The 25,215-nt window shown below is 66.3% G+C and carries 11 protein-coding genes; 7 read left to right on the top strand and 4 right to left on the bottom strand.

What is annotated here, in order from left to right; all coding sequences use genetic code 11:
* Positions 1 to 206 precede the first annotated feature (206 nt).
* The 3 genes from Q4S41_RS03650 (at position 207) to Q4S41_RS03640 (ending at position 6,570) form a co-directional block, all read left to right on the top strand.
* Positions 207 to 3,617 carry a TonB-dependent receptor gene (locus Q4S41_RS03650; RefSeq protein WP_305029750.1) on the top strand — a complete coding sequence of 1,137 codons (3,411 nt, stop codon included), beginning with the start codon at positions 207 to 209 and terminating at the stop codon, positions 3,615 to 3,617.
* 330 nt (positions 3,618 to 3,947) lie between these two features.
* The gene (locus tag Q4S41_RS03645; protein ID WP_305029749.1) at positions 3,948 to 5,165 is read left to right on the top strand and encodes a glycosyltransferase; all 1,218 of its coding nucleotides are present in this window, start codon (positions 3,948 to 3,950) and stop codon (positions 5,163 to 5,165) included.
* Positions 5,166 to 5,316: 151 nt separating this feature from the next.
* The gene (locus Q4S41_RS03640; RefSeq protein ID WP_305029748.1) at positions 5,317 to 6,570 is read left to right on the top strand and encodes a lipopolysaccharide biosynthesis protein; all 1,254 of its coding nucleotides are present in this window, start codon (positions 5,317 to 5,319) and stop codon (positions 6,568 to 6,570) included.
* Between the two features lie 136 nt (positions 6,571 to 6,706).
* Here Q4S41_RS03640 and Q4S41_RS03635 read toward each other — a convergent pair whose 3' ends face one another.
* Both Q4S41_RS03635 and Q4S41_RS03630 read right to left on the bottom strand, forming a co-directional pair.
* A complete protein-coding gene (locus tag Q4S41_RS03635; protein ID WP_305029747.1) occupies positions 6,707 to 10,804 on the bottom strand; it encodes a DUF7948 domain-containing protein in 4,098 nt (1,365 codons plus the stop codon).
* A gap of 147 nt (positions 10,805 to 10,951) precedes the next feature.
* Positions 10,952 to 14,467, bottom strand: coding sequence for a DUF7948 domain-containing protein (locus Q4S41_RS03630; RefSeq protein ID WP_305029746.1), 3,516 nt, complete (start codon positions 14,465 to 14,467; stop codon positions 10,952 to 10,954).
* 427 nt (positions 14,468 to 14,894) lie between these two features.
* On the opposite strand from Q4S41_RS03630, the gene Q4S41_RS03625 reads away from it, so the two are divergent.
* The gene (locus Q4S41_RS03625; protein WP_305029745.1) at positions 14,895 to 16,091 is read left to right on the top strand and encodes an endonuclease/exonuclease/phosphatase family protein; all 1,197 of its coding nucleotides are present in this window, start codon (positions 14,895 to 14,897) and stop codon (positions 16,089 to 16,091) included.
* Between the two features lie 83 nt (positions 16,092 to 16,174).
* Here Q4S41_RS03625 and Q4S41_RS03620 read toward each other — a convergent pair whose 3' ends face one another.
* Positions 16,175 to 16,807 (bottom strand): DUF6624 domain-containing protein, encoded by a 633-nt coding sequence (locus tag Q4S41_RS03620; RefSeq protein ID WP_305029744.1) that lies wholly within the window; start codon positions 16,805 to 16,807, stop codon positions 16,175 to 16,177.
* 235 nt (positions 16,808 to 17,042) lie between these two features.
* On the opposite strand from Q4S41_RS03620, the gene cysS reads away from it, so the two are divergent.
* From cysS to Q4S41_RS03605, 3 genes are all read left to right on the top strand, one after another.
* Complete coding sequence (gene cysS, locus Q4S41_RS03615; protein ID WP_305029743.1) at positions 17,043 to 18,584, top strand: cysteine--tRNA ligase; 1,542 nt, start codon at positions 17,043 to 17,045, stop codon at positions 18,582 to 18,584.
* Between the two features lie 121 nt (positions 18,585 to 18,705).
* A complete protein-coding gene (locus Q4S41_RS03610; protein ID WP_305029742.1) occupies positions 18,706 to 19,755 on the top strand; it encodes a M28 family peptidase in 1,050 nt (349 codons plus the stop codon).
* 105 nt (positions 19,756 to 19,860) lie between these two features.
* A complete protein-coding gene (locus Q4S41_RS03605; protein WP_305029741.1) occupies positions 19,861 to 21,183 on the top strand; it encodes an alpha/beta fold hydrolase in 1,323 nt (440 codons plus the stop codon).
* Between the two features lie 92 nt (positions 21,184 to 21,275).
* On the opposite strand, the gene Q4S41_RS03600 is transcribed toward Q4S41_RS03605, so the two are convergent.
* The coding region (locus Q4S41_RS03600) for an HYR domain-containing protein (protein ID WP_305029740.1) at positions 21,276 to 25,215 on the bottom strand (3,940 nt) is incomplete at its 5' end.

The raw sequence follows: 25,215 nt of genomic DNA, 5'->3' as shown, positions 1-25,215 counted from the left end.
TACCCGGATGAGGTTTCGGCGAAATTTCCTCTGAATTATGAAATGATTAACGGCCCGGAAATATCCCGGAAAGCGGGCTTTTGGAGGCTTATGTTACCGGCAGGTTATGGGAAAAAGCGAAATACAACAATTCGGAAACGCCCCGCAGGGTGAGGCCGGGGTTAGGCGTCCGGACCTTTGTCGTGTTAATCAACTCCCTCATTGTTATGTCGATTCGACACACATTTACGCAACTGTTTTTCCTGGCGCTGCTGGGCTGCGCGCAGCTTGCCACGGCCCAGGTAACCACCTCGGCGCTGGCCGGCAAGGTGACGTCGGACAAGGGCGAAGACCTGATTGGGGTGACGGTGGTGGCCACCAACCTGCCCACCGGCACCAAGCGCGGCACCGGCACCGAAGTGGACGGCCGCTTCACCATCCCGAACCTGGCGCCCGGCGGACCCTACTCCGTGACGGTGACCTACGTGGGCTTCAAGGAGCAGAAAGTAGACAACGTATTCCTGACCCTGGGCAATACCACCCGCCTCAACTTCGTGCTGGTGACCGAAACCCAGCAGCTGAACGAAGTGGTGGTGACCGGCAACACCCAGGCCACCAAAACCGGCGCCGGCACCAACGTGAGCGGCGCCTCCATCCAGCAGCTGCCCACCATCTCGCGCAGCATCTCGGACTTTACGCGCCTCGACCCGCGCAACTCGAACGGCTCGTTTGCCGGCAGCTCGTTCCGCTACAACAACGTGACGCTGGACGGCGCCGTGAATAACGACGCCATCGGCTTCTCGCCTTCGCTGGGCGGGCAGAGCGGCACCAGCGGCCTGCCCGGCGGCTCGGCCCGCGCCAACCCCATTTCGCTCGATGCCATTCAGGAAATTCAGGCCTCGGTGGCGCCGTATGACGTGAAGCTGGGAAACTTCACGGGTGGCTCGGTGAATGCCGTGACCCGCTCGGGCACCAACGAATTCACGGGCTCGGTGTACGGCTACGGCCGCAACCAGAACGTGACCGGCCGCAGCATCGACGGCGATAAGGCCAAAATCGGTTCGGACTACCACGACTACCAGACGGGCTTCCGCATCGGCGGGCCGATTATTAAGAACAAGCTGTTCTTTTTTACGAACGCCGAAATTGCCCGCCGCCAGGAGCCCCAGTTCTACGGCGCGGGCCAGGCCGGCTCGCCGGTGACGGTGGATTTGGCTCAGCAGATTTCGAACAAGCTGCAGAATACCTACGGCTACAACGTGGGCGAGTACGGCAACTACAACATCCACGCGAACAGCAACAAGATTTTCGGGCGCCTGGATTTTAACCTCGACGAAAAAACCAGCATCGCCCTGCGTCACAACTACATCAGCTCTGAAGCGACCAACCTGGAGCGGTCGGGCAGCTTGTTTAAGTTTGGCTCGCAGGACTTCACGCAGCACAACGTGCAGAACTCGACGGTGCTGGAAGTGAAGAGCAACTTCAGCAGCAAGTTCTCCAACAACCTGATTCTGGGCTACACCAACATTCACGACTACCGCGACCTGCTGGGCGGCCAGGCCAACCTGTTTCCGGCGGTGCAGATTAACAACGTGGGCACCTCGCTGGGCACGGCCGGCACGAGCAGCTACTACGCGGGCTCGAACCAGATTCTGCTGGGCTCGGACCGCGAGGCCAGCATCTTCAACACCCGCCAGAAGACGTTCGAAATCACCGACAACTTCACCTACTACACCGGCGCGCACGCCCTCACGCTGGGCACGCACAACGAGCTGTACCACATCGACTACGGCTTCATCAACTCTTGGAACGGCCGCATCGAGTACAACAACGTGGCCCAGTTCCTGAATGACCAGCCGAACCGCATCCGCGGCACCTACAACAAGACCGACAACTCCTACGCCTACAACTACAACAACCCCTCGGCGGCGTTCAACATCAACTTCTTCAGCGCCTACCTGCAGGACGAGTGGAACGTGACCGAGCGTTTGAAGCTCACGCCCGGCCTGCGCTTCGACATCGCCTCGCTGCCCACCAAGCCGGCCCTGAACTCGGCCCTGGTGAACAACGCGCAAAACGACGCCAACACCCTGAACCAGACCTACTCGCACACGGCCTGGAAGGACCTGAACAACGGTTACCTGGGCCAAGTACAGATTTCGCCCCGCCTGGGCTTCAACTACGACGTGAAGGGCGACGGCTCGGTGGTGGTGCGCGGCGGCTCGGGCGTGTTCACGGGCCGGGTGCCGTTTGCCTGGTTCGGCTACGCCTACTACAACAACGGCGTGAACTTCAACTCGGTGGACTACAACGGCATTCAGCCCAGCGCGGCTTCGGCCACCGGGCCCAAGATTTTGCTCAACCAAAATCCGAACCAGATTTACCAGAACGCGGCCACGGCCCTGCCCAACGCCGCCGCCCAGAACACCACCGAAATCAACCTGATTGACAACAACTTCAAGATGCCGCAGGTGTGGCGCTCGTCGCTGGCCCTGGATTTCAAGCTGAAAACCGGCACCCGCTTCTCGGTAGAGGGCCTGTATACGAAGACCTTGCAGGACGTGAAGTTTGAGAACATCAACTTGGTCGACAACGCCACCTACTACGCCAGCGGCCCCACCCAGACGCCGCGCTACTCGGCCGCGTCGTTCGGCTCGAAGGTGAACACGGGCTTCTCCAACGCCTTCTTCCTCACCAACACCACCAAGGGCTACCGCTACCAGCTCACCGGTTCGGTGGGCCAGACGCTCAGCCAGCTGCTCGACGTGAGCGTGGCCTACACCTACGGCCAGAGCAAGGACATCAGCAACGGCATCCGCAACTCGCCCCAGAGCAACTGGGAGCTGAACCCGGCCCTGAACGTGAACGACCCCGCCCTGGCCTACTCCAACTTCGACCTGCGCCACCGCGTGGTGGGCTCGCTGAACCTGCACAAGACCTTCGCCCAGCGCTTCACCGGCTACTTCACCTCGGTGCTCACCTACGCCAGCGGCTCGCCCTATACCTGGGTGTATAACAACAACCCCAGCAACAACGCGAGCGGCTTCACCAACAACGGCCAGCAGAACGTGCTGCTGGCCTACATTCCGGCTTCGGCGTCCGACATCGTGTTCGTGAACAAGGGCGCCGCGCCCGTCACCGCCGCCAACCCCAACGGCTACGGCCTCGACGCGGCCGGTACGCAGTACGCCGCCTTCAGCAGCTTCGTGGATAACGACAGCTACCTCAAAACCCGCCGCGGCCAGTACGCCGAGCGCAACGCCGCCCGCACGCCCTGGAACAACCAGGCCGACGTCCGCTTCATGGTGGAAGCCAAGCTCGGCAAGCTCGAAGCCAACGAAGCCGGCGTGGTGCCCATGGGCCACACCCTGCAGATTTCGCTCGACCTCATCAACGTGGGCAACCTGCTGAACAGCAGCTGGGGCCGCCAGTACTTCGTGCCCAACACCTTCAACTCGACGGTGGGCACGGGCCTCTCGCAGGTGGGCTTCGCCGATGCCGCCGGCAACGTGCAGGCCAACTACAGCGCCGCCGCCTTCAACCGCCCGGCCTTCACCTACGGCACGCCGGCCACCTACTCCATCGACCAACTGGCCTCGCGCTGGCAGGGCCAGCTGGGGCTGCGCTACTCATTTTAGTGGTGAGTTGACTTAAGCTGCAATTCTGAAAGAGCCGGTCCTGATATTCAGGGCCGGCTTTGTTTTTGGGGAATGGCGAAGGGGTAGCTTTGCGGATAGTAGTCGTTCGGGCGTGGCGCCTCACCCCCTGACCTCCTCTCCTTAGGGAGAGGGGGCACCGGTCATGCTTAGAGTTAAGAGTTGAAAGTGAAGAGTTAGGAGTTACACCAACTGCTACCAATTTTAACTCATAACTGACGCCGGGCTCCCCTCTCCCTGAGGAGAGGGACCGGGGGGAGGCGCCACGCCTGGGCAATTCGCCATCGAAAAGAAACTTACTAATATTACCCGTTGAAAACGCCGCGCGTTTTACATCTTCCCAAGTGGTACCCCAACCGCTACGACGACCAGGATGGCGACTTCGTGGGCCGGCACGTGGCGGCCATCGCGGAGTTTGGCGGGTTGGAAGGGGCGGTGCTGTTTGCTGCCGTGGCGCGTGGGCCGCTGCCGACACTAATTGATGCCGAGGAGGATTTCAACGGCCCCTGGCCGACACTGCGCTACTACTACCGCGCCGCGCCCACCGGCCTCGCTTTGCTTGACAAGCCGCTGAAGCTGCTGCTGTATTTCTGGTGCCTGCTACGCGGCTACCGGCGGCTGCGGCGACACTGGGGCGGCCAGCGGCCCGACCTTGTGCACGTGCATGTGCTGCTGCGCACGGGGCTTTTTGCCTGGGGGCTGAAGGCCGTGCGCGGCATTCCCTATATCATCACCGAGCACTGGACGCTGTATTTGCCGCAGCGGGCGGCTGGCATTTCCTGGCTGCGGCGGGTGCTGACGCGGGCCGTGGTGCCCCGGGCGGCGGCGCTGCACACGGTATCGGGCGGGCTGCGCGATGCCATGGCGGCGCTGGGCTTCGGGAATAAAAAATCGGTAGTTATTGCCAATGTGGTCGATACGAACCTGTTTAGGCCTGAAAATTCAATTCAGCCATCTACCAATCCACCAATCCGCCAACTCACTTTACTGCACGTTTCGGCATTTCACGACAAGGTGAAAAACCTCTCGGGCGTGCTGCGCGTGGTGGCCCGGCTGCGGGCCGCGTGGCCCGGCCTGCGGCTGCGCATTGCCGGCTACGGGCCCGATGAACAGGCTCTGCACGAGCAGGCCGCCGCGCTGGACCTGCTGGCCGATGGCACCGCCACCTTCCTGGGCAAGCTGCCGCACGAGGAGGTGGCCGCCGAAATGGCCCGCGCCACGGCGCTGGTGTCGTTCAGCCGGGCCGAAACCTTTGGCTGCGTGCTGCTCGAAGCGCGGGCCTGCGGCTGCCCGGTGGTGGCCACCCGCACCGGCGGCGTGCCCGAATTATTCCAGCCCGAAAACACCTTCGGCCTGCTGGTGACGCCCGACGACGAAGCGGCACTGGAAGCCGCCCTAACGGCCGTGCTCAGCGGCGCGGCGCAGTTCGATGCGGCGCGCCTGCGGGCCGATGTGGCGGCGCGGTGCGCGCCGGAGGCGGTGGGTGCGGCGTTTGGGGCATTGTATCGGCAGGTGTTGGGTGATAAATGAAAGATAACAGAACGTCATGCTGAGCGCAGCCGAAGCATCTCTACTGCATCGCTAAATGAAGATTAGTTGCGCAGTAGAGATGCTTCGGCTGCGCTCAGCATGACGTTCTGCGTTGACATGACGTTCTTTTGTCGGCCCCATCCACTTTCCCATGCTCAAACGCATCCTTCACCACTTCGCGGCGCGCGTCCTCACGGCGGGGCTGAGCTTTGCGGTGGTGTGGCTCACGGCGCGCTACCTGGGGGCGGCGGGGCGCGGGCAGGTCAGCTTGTTTTATACCGATATGTCGGGGCTGGTGCTGCTGGCCGGGCTGGTGGGCGGCTCGTCGCTGATATACCTGGTGCCGCGGCGCAACGTGTGGCACCTACTGCCGCCGGCCTACGGCTGGGCGCTGGTGGTGAGCGGGGCCGGGGCCGGGGCGGTGGGCCTGCTGCGGCCGGTTTCGCTGGAATACGTGCTGCACCTGGCAGCCGTGACGCTGGTACAGATTCTGCTCTCCGTTAACCTGTTTCTGTTGCTGGGCCGCAAGCGCGAGCTCGACTACAATGTCCTTACCACCGTGCAGGCGGCGCTGCTGGCCGGGGCGCTGGCGCTGGCCTTCGCGGCGGCGCACTGGCTGAGCATCGACGCTTATTACTACGCCAACTACCTGGCCAATGGCCTGCCGTGGCTCATCAGCACGGCCTTGCTGCTGCGCCTGCCCGATGCCTGGGCCAGCCGGCGCGCCCGGCGCCGGGTCGTCACGCGCGAGCTGCTGCGCCACAGCCGGGGCGCCCATTTCTCCAACCTGCTCACCTTTGCCAACTACCGCTTCGGCTACTACGCCGTGGCGTACCTAGTGGGCAACAAAACGCTGGGCATCCTCTCCGTGGGCGTGGCCCTGGCCGAGGCCATCTGGCTGATTCCGCGCAGCACGGCCCTCATTCAGTATGTGGCCCTAGTGAATGCCGCCGACAAGCACGGCCAGACCCACGCGGCCCTGCGCAGCAGCCGGCTTACGCTACTGGCCACGGCCGGGGCGGTGCTGGTGCTGGCGGCCGTGCCCACGGCGTGGCTGGCCGCCGTTTTCGGCCCCGAGTTCGGGGCGGCCCACGGCGTGATTCTGGCCCTAGCGCCGGGCATTCTGCTCAACGGGGCGGGCATGCAAGCCAGCACCTACTTCAGCAGCATGGCCCGCTACGGCGTGAACAACCGCGCCGCCCTGCTGGGCTTGGCCGTGACGGTGCCCGCCTGCCTGCTGCTGGTGCCCCGCCTGGGCATGGTGGGCGCGGCGCTGGGCATGTCGGCTTCCTACACCGCCAGCGCCAGCTACCTACTTTACCACTACCGCTGCGCCATCGGGGCCGGCTGGCTGGACTTGCTGCCCGATTGGAAAGACCTGACGCCGCGGATGGATGAGGAGTAAAGAGCTGAAAACGGCTGTCATCCTGAGCGCAGCGAAGGACCTTATCACGTTGATACGAATTGCTCCAACGTGATAAGGTCCTTCGCTGCGCTCAGGATGACAGCCGTTTTCAGGTCCTCTTTAAGCCGCAGGCGCCTTACCGCACCACCTCCACCCAGCCTTTCAGCCGGTGGCCGTCGGGGTAGGTGAGGAGGTAGTAGTACACGCCGTCGGGCTGGCCTTCGGCTTTCCAGTCGTCGTGGTAGGCGGGGGCGTCGAGGACCTGCTGGCCCCAGCGGGAGAAGATTTGCAGGCGCGGCGGGCAGTCAGGACCAAGGCGGAAGAACTGGTTCTGGCTGTCGCCGTTGGGCGTGATGATGTTGGGGATTTTGCGCTCCTGTGCTTCCACTACCGGGAGCGCGGCTACGACGTCGCAGCGGTCGCCGTTGTAGCGCACGCGCAGGGTGGGGCGGTAAGTACCGACCGCGGCGTAGGTGTGTGTCGGATTGGCCTCGGTCGACTGCGTGCCATCGCCGAAATCCCACGTCACATTCGGCGGCGTCGGGATGCCCGTGCCGGCCAGCGTGAAGCGCAGGGTCAGCGGCGTGAGGCGGGTTTCGGCACAGGCCACCGGGGCCCAGGTGGGGGCCAGCTGCGGCACCGCGGCCACCGAGATGCGCCGCGTGGCGCTGCCCGTGCAGCCAGCGCTGTTGCCAAGGCTATATGTTATGGTGATGGCGCCGGGGAAGCCGACTGGCGGCGTGAAGAAGAAGCCGGCCGCCGCGCTGCCGCTCACGCCCGTGCCACTAAACGTGCCGCCCGCCGGCGAGCCCCGTAGCCGGAACGTCTGGCTGCTGCCGGGGCAGAGCACGGTATCGGCCGGCAGGGTTGGCACGGGCGGACTCACCAGCGTCACCGCTTGCGTGGCCTGCACCGTGCAGCCGTTGGCTACCACCGTGTAAGTCAGCTGGTAAGTGCCGGCCGCGAGCGTGGGCGAAAACGCGTAGCCTGTGGCCGGATTGCCGGTCACGTTTGGCCCGCTGAACTGGCCGCCGGCCGGTGTGCCCGTCAGAAGCACCGGCGGTATCGACGGCCCGCCTGGGGCTGGCAGGCAGTACGTGGCTTGCGGCAGCGGATTGAAAACCACCACCGGCGGGGTGGTCACCGTTACCACGCGGTTGCCGGAGCAGGTGCCACCCACGGTGTAGGTCAGGGTATTGGCGCCCACCAGCGCCGCCGAAGGCGTGAACACAAAGCCCGCAGCGGGGCTGCCCGTCACGCCCGGCCCCGTCCAGGTGCCGCCCGTGGGGCTGCCCACCAGCGCCAGTGGGCCGGCCGTGGCGCACACGGTTTGGGGCACGCCGGCATTGGCCGCGCTCACAATGCTCACGGGCTGCGAGGCCGTCACCACGCAGCCGTTTACGTTCAGGGTATAAGTCACCTGGTAAGTGCCGGCCGCGATGTTGGGCGAAAACGTGAAGCCCGTAGCCACCGAGCCGCTCACCCCGGGCCCGCTGAACGTGCCGCCCGCCGGCGTGGCCGACAACGGCACCAGCGCATACGCTGGCGAGCCCGGCGCCGGCAGGCAGTAGCTCGACTGTGGTACGGCGGTGAGCGTGACCGCGGGCGGGGCCGTCACCGTGACGCGGCGGACGCCGGTGGTGGTGCACGCGCCCGTGCTGGCCACGGTGTAGGTGAGGGTTTGTACGCCCACCAGCGCCGCCGAGGGCGTGAACACGAAGCCCGCGGCCACCGAGCCCGTCACGCCCGGCCCGCTCCACACGCCGCCGGCCGGCGAGCCCACCAGCGCCAGCGGCCCGGCCGTGGCGCACACGCCCTGGTCGGAGCCCGCGTTGGCGATGCTGGGCTGGAAATTGAGCACAAACGAGGCGTTGTTGCACGACACGTTGAAAGTGGTATTCGAAACGCTGTTGTTGGTGGCCGAATAGTAGTTGGCGCCCGGCGGAATGGGAAAGCCGTTGGTGGAAAAGCACGAGCAAACGGCTTGGTACACAATGCCGCGCGGGTCGAAGCGCGAGGTGCCGCCGTCCACATGCTCGCCGGCAGAGTTGGGGGTGGTATCGCCGTAGTAGGTGCCGTAGGCCAAGCTGGTGAGGCCGGCCGAAAACTGCGCCAGGTAAAAGTCGGAGCCATCGGTAGTGGTCTGGGCGGCGCCGGGCGTGATGGGCATGCCCACGGTAGTGCCGTTGTAGTCCATGTAGGGGTAGCCCTGGGCATTCTCGTTGCCGCCCCAGCCGCACACGTACACCCGGTCGCACTGGTCCACCAGAAAGGCCGTGGGGTCGATGTTGATGAAGCCGATGTTCGAGGCGGCGGTGCTGCCGAACACCGTCGAGAGCAGGCTTTGCCCCAGGTTGGCATCAAACTTCTGAATGAACTGCGTGCCGAAGCGGGTGTTGTAGAGGCCGGGCGTGACCGGAAAAGTGCCCCCGGTCTGGCCCAACAGATACACCCCGCCATCGGAACCAAGCTGCAGGAAAAACGCCTGGTCATAGTCGACCGTGCCCACAAAGGAGGACCGCAGAATGCTCGTGCCGTTGGCCGCAATGCGCGTCACGAAGCCATCCACGTCGCCGGGGCGAGTGGTGCGGTAGGCATTCGCCGTGGTCGGAAAGTTAGGGCTCAGCGTGCCGCCGGCCACGTATACGTCGCCGCTGGTGGGCTCAATCTGAATGGAAAAGGCGCCGTCGGAGCCGGTGCCGCCCAGATAGCTGCCCCAAGTCAGGGCCGTGAGGTCGGGGGTGAACTTACACACCACGCCGTCGGAGGCACCGCCCCGGTAAAGGCTGTTGAAGCCCCGGGCCATGGGAAAGTTGGTGGAAGTGGTGTGCGTGGCAATGTATACATTGTTGGCCGCATCTACTTGAATATCACCTCGAAAAGGGTCGCCGTAGTTGTGGGCCAGCTGCGGCGTGGTGCTGAAGGCCGAGAGGTTGGGGTCGAGCGGCAGCAGGCCGTCGTTGCCGGAGCCGCCCAGGTAGGTGCTGCTCACCAGGGCAGTGCCGGTGGCGTTGAGCTTGGCGATAATCAGGTCGGAGCCGGTGGGCACGTTGTAGGTAGGCGAGTAGCTGAAGCCGAACGGGGACGCGGCGGTGCCGCCGGCAAATGTGCGCTGCAACGCCCCGGTGGTGGTGGGAAAGGCCGTGGTCGACCCCACCGCGCCCGTCGAGCCCGTGGTACCCAGAATCAACAGCTCGCCCTGGCTGTTCACCACCAGGCTGTGCGGAAAATCGGCGCCGGAGCCGCCGATGTAGGTGGCCCACACCCGCGCCGCCGACCCCGTAACGGCCGTGTTGTACTTGATGATGCCGATGTCGAATTGCCCCGCGAAAGAAGTGCGGTACGCCCCGAAGCTGGTGGGGTAGCCCTGCCCAAACACGATGCCGCCGGAGTAGAGGTTGCCCTGCGCATCGTAGGTGGCGGTGAAGCCCCAGTTGTCGGCCGTGGCGCCGGTGTAGCTCGAAAACACCACCACCGGGTCGATGGTGACCGGGCGGGCGGCGTCGTATTTGCCCAGCGCAAAATGTACGGTGCTGCCCGTCAGCACGTAGCGGCAGGCCACCGGCTGGTGCTTGCCGGCGGCGTCGGCCTGCCAGGCCTGCGGGGCGCGCTCCGTGAGGGTGCCCACGCTCGTCCTCACCAGCAGGTTGCCGGCGGCATCGAGGCGCAGGCCGTCGGCGCCGTCGTGGCGCAGGGCAATGGCGCCGGGCCGGGCGCCGGGCGCCAGCACGAAGTCGTACTCCAGGTGCTGGTCGGCGCTCTCGTACACGCGGGCGCTCACGCCCGGCCACATCCCGGCGTAGTGCAGCTCGCGGAAGCTGCGCACGTCGTGGGTCCAGCGCTTGGCGTCGCCGCCGAGGAAGTAGTTGCGGCGCTCGGCGGTGGGCGTTTCGGCCGTCACGCGGGCCGGCGCGGCGCCCTCGAAACGCAGCTTCAGGGCGTGGCCGCGCACGGTGCTGTCGGCCGGGGGCGGGGTGGCCTTGGGGGCGCCGTGGGCGTGGCGGGCGGGGCCGCCATCGGCCAGCAGCGAAAACGTGAGGCCGTCGGTTTCGGCAAAGAGCCGGCCGCCGGGCAACTGGGCCTCGTAGCGGCTCCGGGTGTCCCACTGGCCTTTGTTTTCGATGAATTCGAGGGTGTGGCTGGCCGGCCCGGCGTGCTCACCGGCCTGGCCAAAGGCCTGAGCGGCAGTCAGCAGGAAAAGCGTGGCGGCGGCAAAAGGTAGACGTGTAATCATCAATAGCTAATGGAAAGGAATCCGTGGATTGGTAAAGATAAAGCGTTGAAAGAGGAAATTCAGCAAGGAAAACCGGCCATGCCTTGAAGGACAATACCGGCCGGCCGCTGCCCCCGCACCGCTGGTCGTGCGGGGGCAGCGGCCGGGCTAGCGGCGCACCTCCACCCAGCCCTTCACCTGGCGGTTGTCGGTGTCGCGCAGCAGGTAGTAGTAGATGCCGTCGGGCAGGTTTTTGGCGTCCCAGTCATAATGATAATCGTTAGATTGGTACACCCGCTGGCCCCAGCGCGAATACACTTCCAGCGAGGTGGGCAGGCAGCCGATGCGCGGCCGGAAGGTCTGGTTCAGGTTGTCGCCGTTGGGCGTGATGATGTTGGGCACCAGCACTTCGCCCACTTCCACGGGCGCGAAGCCGGTGAGCACCTCGCAGTTGGCGTAGCGGGCCGTGAGCTGCACGCGGTAGGAGCCGGGCTTCTCGTAGAGGTGAGTCGGGGTGGCCTCGCTGCTGGTGGGGCTGCCATCTCCAAAATCCCAGAGGTAGCTGGCATGCGGCGCCAGCAGCACGGGCGTGAGCAGGCACTTGAAGGGCGCCAGGCCGGCGTATTGCGGCAGGGCCGCGCACACGGGCAGGTTCAGGTCCACGTTCTGGTTGGAGGTGGGGGCCACCACCACCGTGCGCTGCACCGCCGTCTGGCAGGGCCCTTCGGTCACGGTGTAGGTGAGCACGAACACGCCGCCGCGGTTGTTGGTGTTCGGCGGCGTGAAAAAGCCGCCCGCCGACACGCCGGTGCCGCTCCACACGCCACCCGCCGGCGCAAAGCCGCGCAGTTGAAACGGCTGGCGCTGGTCGGCGCAGAGGGTGGTGTCGCGGCCCGGGGTCACGGTGGGCGGGCGCGTCACCACCACCTGGCGGGTGCTGGTGCCGCAGCCCAGCGAGTCGCTCACGCTGTAGGTGATGGTGTGCGTGCCCACCCCCGCCGCGGCCGGGTTGAAGCTGCCGCCGCTCACGCCCGGCCCGCTCCAGGTGCCGCCCGCCGGCGTGGCCGCCAGCGGCACGGCGCTGCCCGAGGTGCACTGTGGCGGCACCACGGCAATGGCCGGTACCACAGGCGGGGCCACCACGTAGCGCACGCCCTTGGTGCTGACGCAGATGCCCGTCGAGGCCACCGAATACGTGATGCCGTACTGGCCCGGGCCCACCGCAGTAGGCACAAACTGGTAGCCCCCGCCGGCCACGGCCCGTACGCCTGGCCCCGTCCAGGTGCCGCCCGAGGGCGCGCCGCCCAGCGTCACCGGCCCGCCGTCCAGGCACACAAAGCGGCGCGGGCCGGGGTCGGCCTGAACGATGTCGAAGGTCATTTTGAAGGCGCCGTTGTTGCAGTTCGTGCTGCCGTTGCGGGTGGTGTAGGTGCCAGCATTGGGCGGCACGGGGAAGCCCTGGCCGCCGCCGCAGGTAGCGCACATGGCCTGGTACACCACGCCGCGCTTGTCGAAACGCGAGGTACCACCGTCGACGTGCTCGGCTGCGCCCCCGTTTTGCCCGAAGAAGGTGGCGTATTCCAGCCCCGTCATGCCAGCCGAGAACTGGGCCAGGTAAAAATCGGAGCCGTCGGTGGTGCGCTGCACGGCGTTGGCCGTGGTGGGCAGGCCGAAGGTGCTGCCGCCCAGCCACTGGCCCTGGTCGTTGTCCTCGCCGCCCCAGCCGCTCACGTACACCCGCTCGCAGTCATCAACCAAAAAGGCCGTGGGCACCATGTTGGGCCCGCCCAGGGCCCCGTTGCGGTTGCCGAAAACGGTGCTGTAGACGCTGGCCGTCAGGTCGGCGTTCAGCTTTTGGATGAAGAGCGAGCCGTTGGCCGTGCCGTATAGGCCCGGCGTGGTCGGAAACGCCCCCAGCGTTTGGCCAAACAAATACGCATTGCCGGCTGCATCGAGCTGCAGAAACTGCGCCTGGTCGTAGCCGCCCGTGCCGATGTAAGTCACCCGGTCCAGCGTCAATCCATCGGCGCTGATGCGGGCCGCGAAGCCGTCGGTGCCGCCCGGCCGGCTGGTTAGGTACGCCCCGGCCGTGGCCGGCAGCGCGGGCGACGTGGTGCCGCCGCTCACGTACACCCGGCCCTGCGCGTCGCGCTGCAGGGAGTAAGCCGCGTCTTCGCCGGTGCCGCCCAGGTAGCCGGCCCACACCACTATGTTCAGGTTGGGGTTGAGCTTGGCTATCAGCGCATCGCTGGCGCCGCCAGTGGCCAGCACGCTGTTGAAGCCCGAGTTCATGAGCGGGAAGTTGCGCGAAGTGGTGTTCGAGGCGATGTACACGTTGCCGGCCCCGTCGAGCAGCACATCGCCCCGAAACACGTCGCCGTAGTTCACGGCCAGCAGCGAACCCCCGCGCTGCACGCCATCGTTGCCGGAGCCGCCCAGGTAGGTGCTGGCCTGCAGCGCGCTGCCGGTGGCACTGAGCCGCGCAATCACCAGGTCGGCGCCATTGGGCATCATATACTGCGTGGCTGTAACGGGGGCTGCGAAGGGGTTGAGAGGTGTGCCGCCCCCGAACGTGCGCTGTGCCGCGCCGGTGGTGGTAGGAAAGTTGGTAGACGATGTGCTGCCGAGAATGACCAGCTCGTTCTGCGCATTTACTACTAGGCTATGCGGAAAATCGGCGCTGTTGCCGCCCAGGTAGGTGGCCCACACCCGCGCCGCGCCGCCCGTGGTGCTGGTGTTGTATTTAATGAATGCCATGTCTTCCAGGCTGCTGAAGCTGGCCTGGTAGGCGCCATTCGTCGTCGGGTAGCCCGGCCCGAAGGCAATGCCGCCCGAATAGAGGTTGCCGGCCGCGTCGTAGGTCGCCGTAAAGCCCCAGTTGTCGGCCGCTGAGCCGGTGAGGGTGGAAAACTGCACCGTAGGGTCGATGGTGAGGGCGCGGGTGCGGTCGTATTGGCCCAAGGCGAACGTGACGGTGTTACCGGTGAGCACAAAGCGGCAGGGCACGGCCCGGCGCTGGCCGGCGGCGTCGGTTTGCCAGGCCTGCGGAGCGGTTTCGGTGGTGGTGGCCACGCTGGTTTTGATGACCAGGTTGCCGGCCGCATCCAGGCTCAGGCTGCTGGCGCCGTCGTAGCGCAGGGCCACGCGGGCGGGGTTGGCGCGCGGGGCCAGCAGCACGTCGTATTCCAGGCGCTGCCCGGCGTTCTCATACAGCGTCAGGCCGATGCCGGGCCACAGCTCCTCGTAGCGCAGCCGGCGGAAGGCGGCCACGTGGCTGGCCCAGCGCTTGGGGTCGTTGCCCACAAAGTAGTTGCGTTCGCCCTCGGTGCGCGTCTCGGCCGTGAGGCGGGGGCGGGCGTTGGCTTTCTCAAAATGCACGGTGTAGGCGTGGGCGGCGGCGCTCGCGGGCTGGCCGGTTTTGTCCGTGCCGTGGTGGTGGCTCAGCAGGGCCGGGTCGACGAAGCTGTAGGTGAGGGCGTTGCGCAGCACAAACAGCCGGCCCGATGGCAGGGCGGCTTCGTAGCGCACCGGGCTTTCCCACTGGCCCTGGTTCTGAATAAATTCGAGGCTGGGGTGGCCGGGCTCGCCGCCCGTGGCCCGGGCGGGCCGGCCGGCCGCCAGCAGCATTACCAACAACAGCGCCGCCCGCAGGGGCCGGCAATCAACGCGGAAAAGTAGAGGCATACGTGCGCCAGAGGCAGAAAACGGTAAGATGGAGCCCGTCCGCCGCGTGCCGTGGGGCAGGGGCGGGCACCGGGGTTTTGCCGAAACGGCGCCGGTGCAAAATTCGTGCAAGGTTGCCCCTGATTCTGGGGCGACCTGTGTCGTGTTGGGTCCTGCCTAAGCTTCGGCTGTCATCCTAAGCGCCGCGAAGGACCTTATCACGTTTGCGCCAAATTGATTACTGCAAAAAGTTCGGACGTGGTAAGGTCCTTCGCGGCGCTCAGGATGACAGCCGACTTAATTACTTTGGCACGCGAGATGTCTCGGCTGCGCTCGACATGACGTTCTTTTTATTCCAGCACCAATTATTCCAGCACCAAGCCGCTTATACCTCCCCGGCGGCGCTTGCGGGCCCGGCGTTACCTTTGCGGGCTCGTTTTTCTGTGCCGTGCGCCGCTCTTTCGCTTTCAAAATAACCTTGTTCACCCTGGGCTGGCTGCTGCTGGCCATTGCCTGCGAGCAGGTGCCGGCCGGCGCGTTCTGGCCGGTGGTGTTTGGGGCGCTCACCACGCCGGTGGCGCTGCTGCTCACGGCGCTGCTGGCGCTGTACTGGCTGCGGCGCAACTGGCGGGTGGCCGTGCTGCCCATTGCGGTGCTGGGCCTGATGTGGCCCCACGTGCAGCGCGGGCTGGCTTTGCACCTGGTGTTTCCGGAAATGCAGGGCGAAACCCCGCCCGCCGGGGGCCGCCCCGTGCCCTTGCCCAAGGTGGCGCTGCCGCGCTCCCGGTTTTTCGCGGTGCACCCCAGCGAGGTGTCGCTGCTGTCGGCCAACGTGCGGATTTTCAACGTGTACGCCCAACTGCGCGAGCCCGATAATGCCTCCTCCATTGGCCTGATTCGGTGGCTGGCCACCAGCCCGGCCGACGTGCTCTGCCTGCAGGAATTCTACAACGAGCCCCACGGCTCGGGACAGGACAAGGACATTTTCCGGTCGGAAGAATACCTGGGGCGCAGCAGCGGCCGGCACTCGTTCGTGTCCGTCACGCTCACCAACAAGGCGGGCGCCGAGTTCGGGCTGGCCATTTTTTCGCGCTTTCCCATTGTGCGGCGCGGCACCATCAGCTTCGGCAAGCTCTCGCAAAACCACGCCATGTGGGCCGACGTGGCGCGCCCTGCCGCCCGCACCGGCCGCGGCCGCCCCGACACCATCCGCGTGTTCAACCTGCACCTGCAAAGCATGAGCATGGCCGACGCCGACCTGGCCGCTGCCACCGAAAGCCGCGCCGGCCTGCGCCAGAAAGCGCCCAACCTGCTGCGCCGCTTCCGCAACGGCGCCGTGGCCCGCGGCACCCAGGTTGACACCGTGCTGGCCCGCGTGGCCCGCTCACCCTACCCCGTGCTGCTGGCCGGCGACCTCAACGACCTGCCCTATTCCTACCCCTACGACCAGCTGGCCGACCACCTCCAAAACGCCTGGGCCACCGTGGGCCTCGGCATTGGGGCCACCTACCACGGCCGCTTGCCCGGCCTGCGCATCGACCAGCAGTTTGCCTCGCCCCAGTGGCAGGTGCTGGGCTGCCAGGTGCACCGCGAAATGAAATGGAGCGACCATTTTCCGGTGGAAGCCTTGTATCAGCTGAAATAAGGATGAGGCCGCGTTCGGCTGGGTGTGGCCCTGCTTTCGTCAGTTGGCTTGATTAGCGAGCAGGGCGCTTGCAGTTGATTACTTTATTGATTGGGAGCCTTGGGCGTATTCATCTCCACGTGCATTTGGGTCATCATGCGCAGGTAATTTTCCAGCGGTTCCATCCCAATGGCGGTGCGGCGCTCATTGACCCGGGCCGGGTCGCGCAAGGACTTGGGTACTGCCTGGCCCAGGCCCGGGCCCTTGTATTCAACCTGCGTGCCGTACTCCTCAGGTTGGCCCGTGTTGATGGCGACCCGGTCGGTGAGGTAGGCGTAATTGGAGGAATCGGCATTTTTGCGTTTCACTTCGGGCAGCATCAGCTTGAGCACCTGCTGCTGAAAAGCGGGGTAAGCATCGGCGTGCTGCACCAAGAGCCAGAAATTGTTGGCGCTGGTCTTGCCTACCTGCCGGATGCCGGGGTAGCCGTACCGGCGCACTATTTTTTCCAGCAAGGGCTGGTGCCGGGCGAAATTCTCCTTTTCAACCTGCACTAGGTCTCGGCCGGCGCTGTCCGGCTCCTGCTTGAACAGGCGCTGCATGGGCCATTGGTCGACGTAGGCCAGGCTGTCGAGCGTTTTGCTCAACTGTGGGTACTGCACCGTCGGCGACGCGCGCTGAGCGGCTGCCTCACCTAAGCCAATGATGCTTAACGGCAACAATAGTAAGTGCTTCATGGCGCAATAACGCCAATAGCCGCTCTATTCTTACCCCACGTGTTGGGCCCGCGCCGATACGTGCATTTATACAAGATATCAGAAGCGAACAAGGCAAATTCCCTGGACTGGCAAGGTGGAGCGAAGCCGCGCGCAGATGCCTAACTAATTCAGAACGCGGCGGAGTCAAACCGTCCGTTTGTTTGTTATGACCCTTCCCGCCGCCGTACGTCGCGCGGCCCGCTACCTTTGCACCATGTCGCTTAGTCTTTACAACACGCTTACCCGCAAGAAAGAAGAATTCCAGCCCCTGCACCCGCCCCAGGTGGGCGTGTACTTGTGCGGTCCCACCGTGTATAGCGAAGCCCACCTCGGCAACGCCCGCGGCCCGGTGGTGTTCGACGTGCTGACGCGCTACCTGCGCCACCTGGGCTACCAGGTGCGCTACGTGCGCAACATCACCGACGTAGGCCACCTCGAAAGCGACGCCGATACCGGCGAGGACAAGATGGAAAAGGCCGCCCGCGCCGCCCGCATCGAGCCCATGCAGGTGGCCCAGCACTTTACCAACCGCTACCGCCAGCACATGCTGGGCCTGGGCTGCCTGCCGCCCGACATCGAGCCCCAGGCCAGCGGCCACATCATCGAGCAGATTCAGGTGATTGAGGAAATCATCAACAACGGCCTGGCCTATGAAGTCAACGGCTCGGTGTATTTTGACGTGCCCAAGTACAACGAGGAAGGCAAGCGCTACGGCAAGCTCTCGAACCGCAGCATCGAAGACCAATTGGCCGGCACCCGCGCCGGCCTGGAAGGCCAGAGCGAAAAGCGCAGCCCGCTGGACTTTGCCCTCTGGAAGAAGGCCTCGCCCGAGCACATCATGCGCTGGCCCTCGCCCTGGGGCGAAGGCTTTCCCGGCTGGCACCTGGAGTGCTCGGCCATGAGCCGCAAGTACCTCGGCGACCTGAGCGACATCCACGGCGGCGGCCTCGACCTCATGTTCCCGCACCACGAGTGCGAGATTGCGCAGAGCCAGGGCAGCCACTCGCACACCGACGAGGCCCGCTTCTGGGTGCACAACAACATGATAACCGTGAACGGCACCAAGATGAGCAAGAGCCTGGGCAACTTTGTGTTGCTGGGCGACATGTTCAAGGGGCCGACCGGGCCGCTGGCCTTCGGCTACTCGCCCATGGTGGTGCGCTTCTTCCTGCTGCAGGCCCACTATCGCTCGCCGGTGGATGTGAGCGACGACGCCCTGCAGGCCGCCCGCAAAGGCTACCGCAAGCTGATGAACGGCCTGCGCCTGCTCGACCGCCTCACCGCCGACAGCCTGTCGTCGGACGTCATCCGCGACCGCACGGTGGCGCCGTTGGCCGAGGGCAAGCAGCCCGACACCACCGCCGGCGACACCGAGCTGCGCAAGCTGGTGGCCGACGTGTTCGTGGGTTTGAACGACGACTTGAATACGGCCCGTGCCATTGCCAGCCTCTTCAATCTGCTGCGCAAGTTCAACACCCTGGCCGCTACCACGGCTGCCATGGCCACCGTTTCCTCCGCCGCCCTCACCGAAGCCGTGGACGCCTACCGCGCCGTGGTAAGCGACATCCTAGGCCTGCAAGACGAGCCCCGCGCCAACGCCGAGGAACTGCTCAAGCTCACGCTGGAGTTTTACACCGAAGCCAAAGCCGAGAAGGCCTACGACAAGGTCGACGTCATTCGGGCCGCGCTCAAAAGCCAGGGCATCGTGATAAAGGACACCAAGGCCGGCGTGGAGTGGGCGTACAGTGAGGAGTAGCAAACTGGCAAAATCGTCTGTCATCCTGAGCGCAGCGAAGGACCTTCTCACGTCTGCGCATAGTTGAGTTTAGTAACCAAAATTGCTTCCTGACGCGATAAGGTCCTTCGCTGCGCTCAGGATGACAGTAAAGAATATGAATTTCCGCACCCTCCGCCTTCCCCTTGCCGCGCTGGCTGGCCTGCTCGTCCTCACCGGCTGCCCGGACAAAACCAAGACCACCGAAACCGCCGACACCAGCGCCCCGGCCGCCCCCAAGCTGCCCAAAGCGCCGGTGTTCAACGCCGACTCGGCCTACGCCTTCACGGCCAAGCAGGTGAGCTTCGGGCCGCGCGTGCCCAATTCCAAGGCCCACGTGGCCTGCGGCGACTGGCTGGTGCGCAAAATGAAAGGCTTCGGTCTGAAGGTGATGGAGCAGCCCTTCAGCGCGATGACGTTTGACGGCACCAACATCCGCTGCCGCAACATCATTGCCCAGTACCAGCCCACGGCGGCGCGGCGGGTGGCCATCTTCGGCCACTGGGATACCCGGCCCTTCGCCGACAACGACAAGCAGAAGAAAAACGCCCCCATGGACGGCGCCTCCGACGGCGCCAGCGCCGTGGCCGTAGCCATGGAAATGGCCCGCGTGCTCGCCCAGCAGCCCGACTCGCTGGCCCCCAACGTGGGCGTGGACTTCATTTTCTTCGACGCCGAAGATTGGGGCCACGACGACACCACCCAGCAGGGCCTCAAGAACCAGCTCGACGGCAGCGGTACCGATTCGTGGTGCCTGGGCTCGCAGTACTGGACCAAGAACCTGCTGCCCGCCGGCTACAAGGCCGAATATGGCGTGCTGCTCGACATGGTGGGCGCCAAGGGCGGCACCTTTACCCGCGAAGAAACCTCGCGCACCCAGGCCCGCGGCCCGCTCGACAAAATCTGGAACACGGCCGCCACGCTGGGCTACTCCGATTTCTTTCTGTTTCAGGACACCGGCGGCATTACCGACGACCACGTGTACACCAACCGGGCCGGCATTCCGACGCTGGACATCTACGACCACCCCAGCTACGGCAACGACTACTTCCCGGCCTACCACCACGCCACCGCCGACAACATGAGCATCATCGACCGCAAGACGCTCAAGGCCGTGGGCCAGACCATGACGCAGGTGTTGTACATTGACTAACTGGGGCGCACGCCTTCCCAAAAGTCAACCAGCTAAAACGGCCAGCCGGGCAACCGGCTGGCCGTTTTTGGCATCACGAAGCTGCTCACCTTTCCCTTGCTGCTCTTGAAACACCTTTTTCTCCTCCTCACCCTGCTGGCCTTCTACTCGCCCGCTGCCGCCCAGGCCCGGCTTAAAACCCAGGTCAGCAACTCTTTCTACTTCCGGCACTGGGCCGAGGTGCAGCCCTACGCCGGCAAGCCCTACCGCCTCTCGGCCCGCATGAAGGTGGAAGCCCCGGCCGGCGACAGCGCCGACGCCAACGCCTTCGTGGTGCTGTTCGACAAAAACAAGAAGTACCTGAGCAGCAGCAAGCTCGGCCAGATGCGGGCCAAGCGGCGCGACGGCCAGTGGCGCAACTTCGCCTTCACCGGCACGCTGCCCACGACGGCCGCCCGGCTCACCGTCAACGCCTACGTGTACCTCAACGGCACCTTCGGCTACGACAACTTTAAGCTGGAAGCCGAGGTCAGCAAAGGCCAGTGGCAGGCCGTGCCGCTGCTCAACGGCGACTTCGAGGCCACCCGCGCCGATAGCGCCAACGGCTTCCCCAACGGCTGGCGCCCGCTGTACTACAACGACGCTTTCCGCTACCGCACGGTGGCCGAAGCCAGCGGCAACCACTACCTCGAAATCATCGGCCAAGGCGTGGTGAACTACGGCCGCAACCCCGCCGCCGGCCACACGGTGGCCCTCAACGGCATCAAGCTCTACTACGAAACCTACGGGCAGGGCGAGCCGCTGCTACTGCTGCACGGCAACGGCCAGTCCATCTCGGCCTTCAATGGCCAGATTCCCGAGCTGGCCAAGCACTATCAGGTCATCGCCGTGGACACCCGCGCCCAGGGCCAGAGCACCAACGGCAAGCAGACGCTGACCTACGACCTGTTCGCCGACGACATGAGCGCCCTGCTCAAAGCCCTGAACATTCCGGCCGCCCACGTGGTGGGCTGGAGCGACGGCGGTAACACCGGCCTGAGCCTGGCCCTGCGCCACCCGCAGCAGGTGAAGAAGCTCGTGACCATGGGCGCCAACCTCTGGGCCGACACCCTGGCCGTGACGCCCGCTACCCTGAAGGAAGTGCGCCAGGGCAAGCTGCTCACCACGGCCCTCTACCCCTTCAACAAGCAGGCCCGGCAGGCGCGCCCGCTCACGGTGCTGCTGCTCGATTACCCCCGCATGAAGGCCACGGACCTGGCCGGCATTGCGGCGCCCACGCTGGTGCTGGCTGGCCAGCACGACCTGATTCAGGACGCCCACACCCGGCTCATTGCCGCCAGCCTGCCGCGGGGGCAGGTTCACATCTTCCCCGGCTTGTCGCACTACGCCCCGCGCGAAGACCCGGCCGCCTTCAACGCGGCGGTGCTGGCGTTTCTGGGGCGGCCGTAGGCGCCGGGGCTGGTGGGCCTCAATGGCAACAAGCAGAAAGGGCCTGCCGACATCGTCGGCAGGCCCTTTCTGCTTGTTGCCATTGAGGCGCCTTACCGCACCACGGTCAGGCGGCGCAGCTCGGTGTGGCCGTTGAGCACCAGGCGGCACACGTAGAGGCCGGCGGCCAGCCGCTGGCTGTTGAGGGCCAGGGCGTAGTCCTGGCCGCTGGTCACGGCACCGTCGAAGAGGCGGGCCACCACCTGGCCCAGCTCGTTGTAGACCACCACCGTGGCCGTGCCGTCGGCCGGGGCGTGGAAGGCTACCGTGGCCTGGTCGGCCGTAGGGTTGGGGTACACGGCCAGGGCCGGGGCAGCACTGGCAGTGGCTACTTCAGCCGGGGCGGCCGGGCGCGGGGCGGCGCAGTTGCCCAGCTTGTCGCCGTGGCCCAGGTGGGCGTTCAGGGCGCTGTTGGCCACGCAGATGGTCTGGCCGTTGTGGCACACTTGAAGCTTCTCGTTGTTGTTGCCGCAGCGCACGTCTTCCACCACGATGGTGACGGTTTTGGTGCTGGCGCCGGCCGAGCAGCCGCTGCCGCTGGCCGTCACGGTGAAGGTGTAGGTGCCTTCGGCAGTGGGCGTAAACACGGGGTTGGCGGTGTTGGCGTTGCTCAGGCCGGTGGCCGGGCTCCAGGCGTAGCTGGTGCCGCCCGAGGCGGTGAGGGTGGCCGTTTGCGAGCCGTAGCCGAGGTAGAGCAGGTACATCTTGCCGTTGTTGAGGGCGGCGGGGGCCACGGCGATGGTGGGGGCCGGGGGCGTGCTACCCGTCACGGTCACCGTGAAGCTGCCGGTGCTCACGTTGCCGCTGGCATCGGTGGCCGTCACGGTCACGGTGGTGGTGCCCACGGCGAAGGTGCTGCCCGAAGCCGGGCTGGCCACTACCGTGGGGGCTCCGGTGCAGTTATCGGTGGCCGAAGTGGCGAAGGTCACCACGGCGCTGCACTGGCCCGTGGGGGCGGCCACGGTCAGGCTGGCGGGCAGGGTCAGCACGGGCCGCTCGGTGTCGTTCACGGTCACGAGCTGGGTGGCGGTGGCGGTGTTGCCGGCCGCGTCGGTGGCCGTCCACGTTACCGTGGTGCTGCCTTTCGGGAAGGTGGCGGGCGCATTGTTGGTCACGCTCACGCCGGTGCAGTTATCACCGGCTGTGGCGGTGCCCAGGCTCACGCCCGTGGCGCTGCACTGGCCGGTGCTGGTCGATACCACTTTGGCCGCGGGGGCCGAGATGGTGGGGCGTTCGGTGTCGGTCACGGTCACGAGCTGGGTGGCGGTGGCCACGTTGCCGGCGGCGTCGGTGGCCGTCCAGATTACCGTGGTACGGTCTTTGGCGAAGGCGGCCGGGGCGTTGTTGGTCACGGTCACGCCCGAGCAGTTGTCGGCGGCGGTAGCGGTGCCCAGGGCCACGTTGGTGGCGGTGCAACTGCCGGCATCCGTCGAAATGGCTTTGGCCACGGGGGCCGTGATGGTCGGCGCTTCCGTGTCGCGCACCGTCACCACTTGCGTGGCGGTGGCGGTGTTGCCACTGGCGTCGGTGGCCGTCCACGTTACCGTGGTGGTGCCCTTATTGAAGGTCGCCGGGGCGTTGTTGCTCACCGTGGTGCCGGCGCAGTTGTCGCCGAAGGTGGGCGTGCCCAGGGCCACGCCGGTGGCGGTACAGCCGGCGGCGTTGGTGCTCACGGCAACGGCAGCGGGGGCCGAGATGGTGGGGCGCTCGTTATCCGTCACGGTCACCAGCTGGGTAGCGGTGGCGGTGTTGCCGGCCGCGTCGGTAGCGGTCCAGGTTACCGTCGTCACACCTTTGGGGAAGGCGGCGGGGGCGTTGTTGCTCACCGTGGTGCCGGGGCAGTTGTCGCCGAGGACGGGGTTGCTCAGGGACACGCCGGTGGCGGTGCACTGGCCAGCGTCGGTGCTGGCCGACACAGCGGCGGGGGCAAACACCACGGGGGCTTCCGTGTCGTTCACCGTCACGAACTGGGTGGCCGTTGCCACATTACCCGAGGCGTCGGTGGCCGTCCAGGTCACCGTGGTGGTGCCTTTCGGGAAGGACGCCGGGGCGTTGTTGCGCACCCGCACGCCGGAGCAGTTGTCGCCGGCGGTGGGGGTGCCCAGGGCCACGTTGGTGGCCGCGCACTGGCCGGCATCGGTGCTCACCACCACCGACACGGGGGTGGTGATGGTCGGGTTCTCGTTGTCAATCACCGTCACGGTGAAGGTGCGGGTGGCGGTGCCGCCGCAGCTGCTGGCCGTGGCCGTTACCGTCGAAGTGCCCACCGGGAAGACGTAGGGCGAGCCGATGGCCGCGCCGCCGAGCGTGAAGCTCAGGGCCGGGGCCGGTGTGCCGCTGGCCGACGCCGCGAAGCTCACCGAGGCGCCACACAGGCCGGCGTCCACGTTCACGCGCTGGCTGGCGATGGCGGCCAGCACCGGCACCTCGCACAGCGTGGTGAAGGAAGTCGTTGCCGACACCGCCGACTGGCTGCGGCTGCAGATACTGGTCACGGTCACGTCGTAAGTGGTGTTGGGTTGCAGGCCAGCCAGGGCCACCGGCGAGGCGGGGGCCGTTACGGTCTGGGCCGGGCCGCCCGCGGCGGTGTAGGTCACGCGGTAGCCGCTGGCGGCGGTGGCGCTGCCCGCAAAGCTCACGCTGGCGGTGTTGGTGCCGATGCTGCCCACGGCCACGCCCTGTGGCTCGGTGCAGGGCGCCGGCGTCAGGGTCACGGTTAGGGTGGCGGGGGTGGTGAGGGCGGGAGTGCCGTTGTCGGCCACGTCCACGGTCAGCGTAAACACGGGCGTGGCGGCCAGGTCGAGGGCGGCGGCGTTGGCCACCTGCAGCTGGTTGCCCACCAGGGCGAAGGCCCCGTTGGTGTTGCCGGCCGTGAGGGTGTAGGTCAGGGCCTGGCCCGCGTCGGGGTCGGTGGCCAGCACGGTGCCTACCACGGTGCCGGCGGCGCCGTCTTCCTGGGTGGTGTAGGACTGGTCGGCCACCACGGGGGCCTCGTTCACGTCGGTCAGCGCAATCACGAAGGCGAGGCTGCTGGTCAGGCTGCCGTCGGTGGCCTGGGCCGTGACGGTGTAGCTGCCGGCGGCTTCAAAGTCGAGCACGGCGCCGGGAGCTACGCGCACCACGCCGGTCACGGGCTCGATGACGAAGCGACCACCGGCGTCGTCGGTCAGGGTGTAGGTGAGGGCGGGGCTGTCCACGTCGGTGGCGGCCACGGTCAGGCCCACCGGGGTGCCGGCCGGCGCGTTCTCGGCCACGGCGTTGGGGGCCGGGTCGGTGTCGGCGGGGGCGGCGGGGGCGTCGTTCACGGCCTGCACCTGCACCAGCTTGGTGGCGGGGCTGCTGTCGAGGCCGCCGTCGTTCACCACGAAGCTCACCGTGCGGTCGGCCGTGGTGGGGGTGTCGGAGGCGTTCAGGTAGGTGATGCTGCGCAGTACGGCCTGCCAGTCGGCCAGGGTGGCGAAGGGCGCGGCCGAGGCCAGGCTGAGCACGCCGGTGGCGGCATCGTAGGCGCCGGTGATGTTGCCGGCGGGCACGAAGGCCAGCGCGTCTTCGGCCGGCACAAGGCCGCTGCTGAGGCTAACAGTGGCCGAGACCAGGGTGGCACTGCTGGCACTGGTCACGCTCAGGCCGCCATCTACGGCGGTGGGCACCTGCTCGGGGGCCAGGGTGGCGCCCGGGGTGGCGGCCAGCATCGGCATAGTCACCGGTGGCGTGTATATCGGCAGTGGCGTCGCAGATGATGCGGCTTTGCCGAGCTGGCCGCTGCTATTCAGGCCCCAGGCCCAGAGCGTGCCGTCGGTGCCCACGGCCAGCGAGTGGTTGGCGCCCGCGCTCACGCTGGCCCAGTTGGTGGCCGCGCCCACCTGCACCGGCGTGGCGCTGCTGCCGCCGCCGCCCGTGCCGAGCTGGCCGCTGGCGTTGTTGCCCCAGGCCCAGAGCGTGCCGTCGGTGCGCACGGCCAGCGAGTGGGTGGTGCCCGCGCTCACGCTGGCC

Origin of the sequence: Hymenobacter convexus (genome assembly GCF_030580955.1) — a bacterium.
GTDB lineage: Bacteria > Bacteroidota > Bacteroidia > Cytophagales > Hymenobacteraceae > Hymenobacter.
The sequence above is the reverse complement of the archived record's forward strand: the minus strand, read 5'-3'. Positions and strand labels throughout refer to the sequence as shown.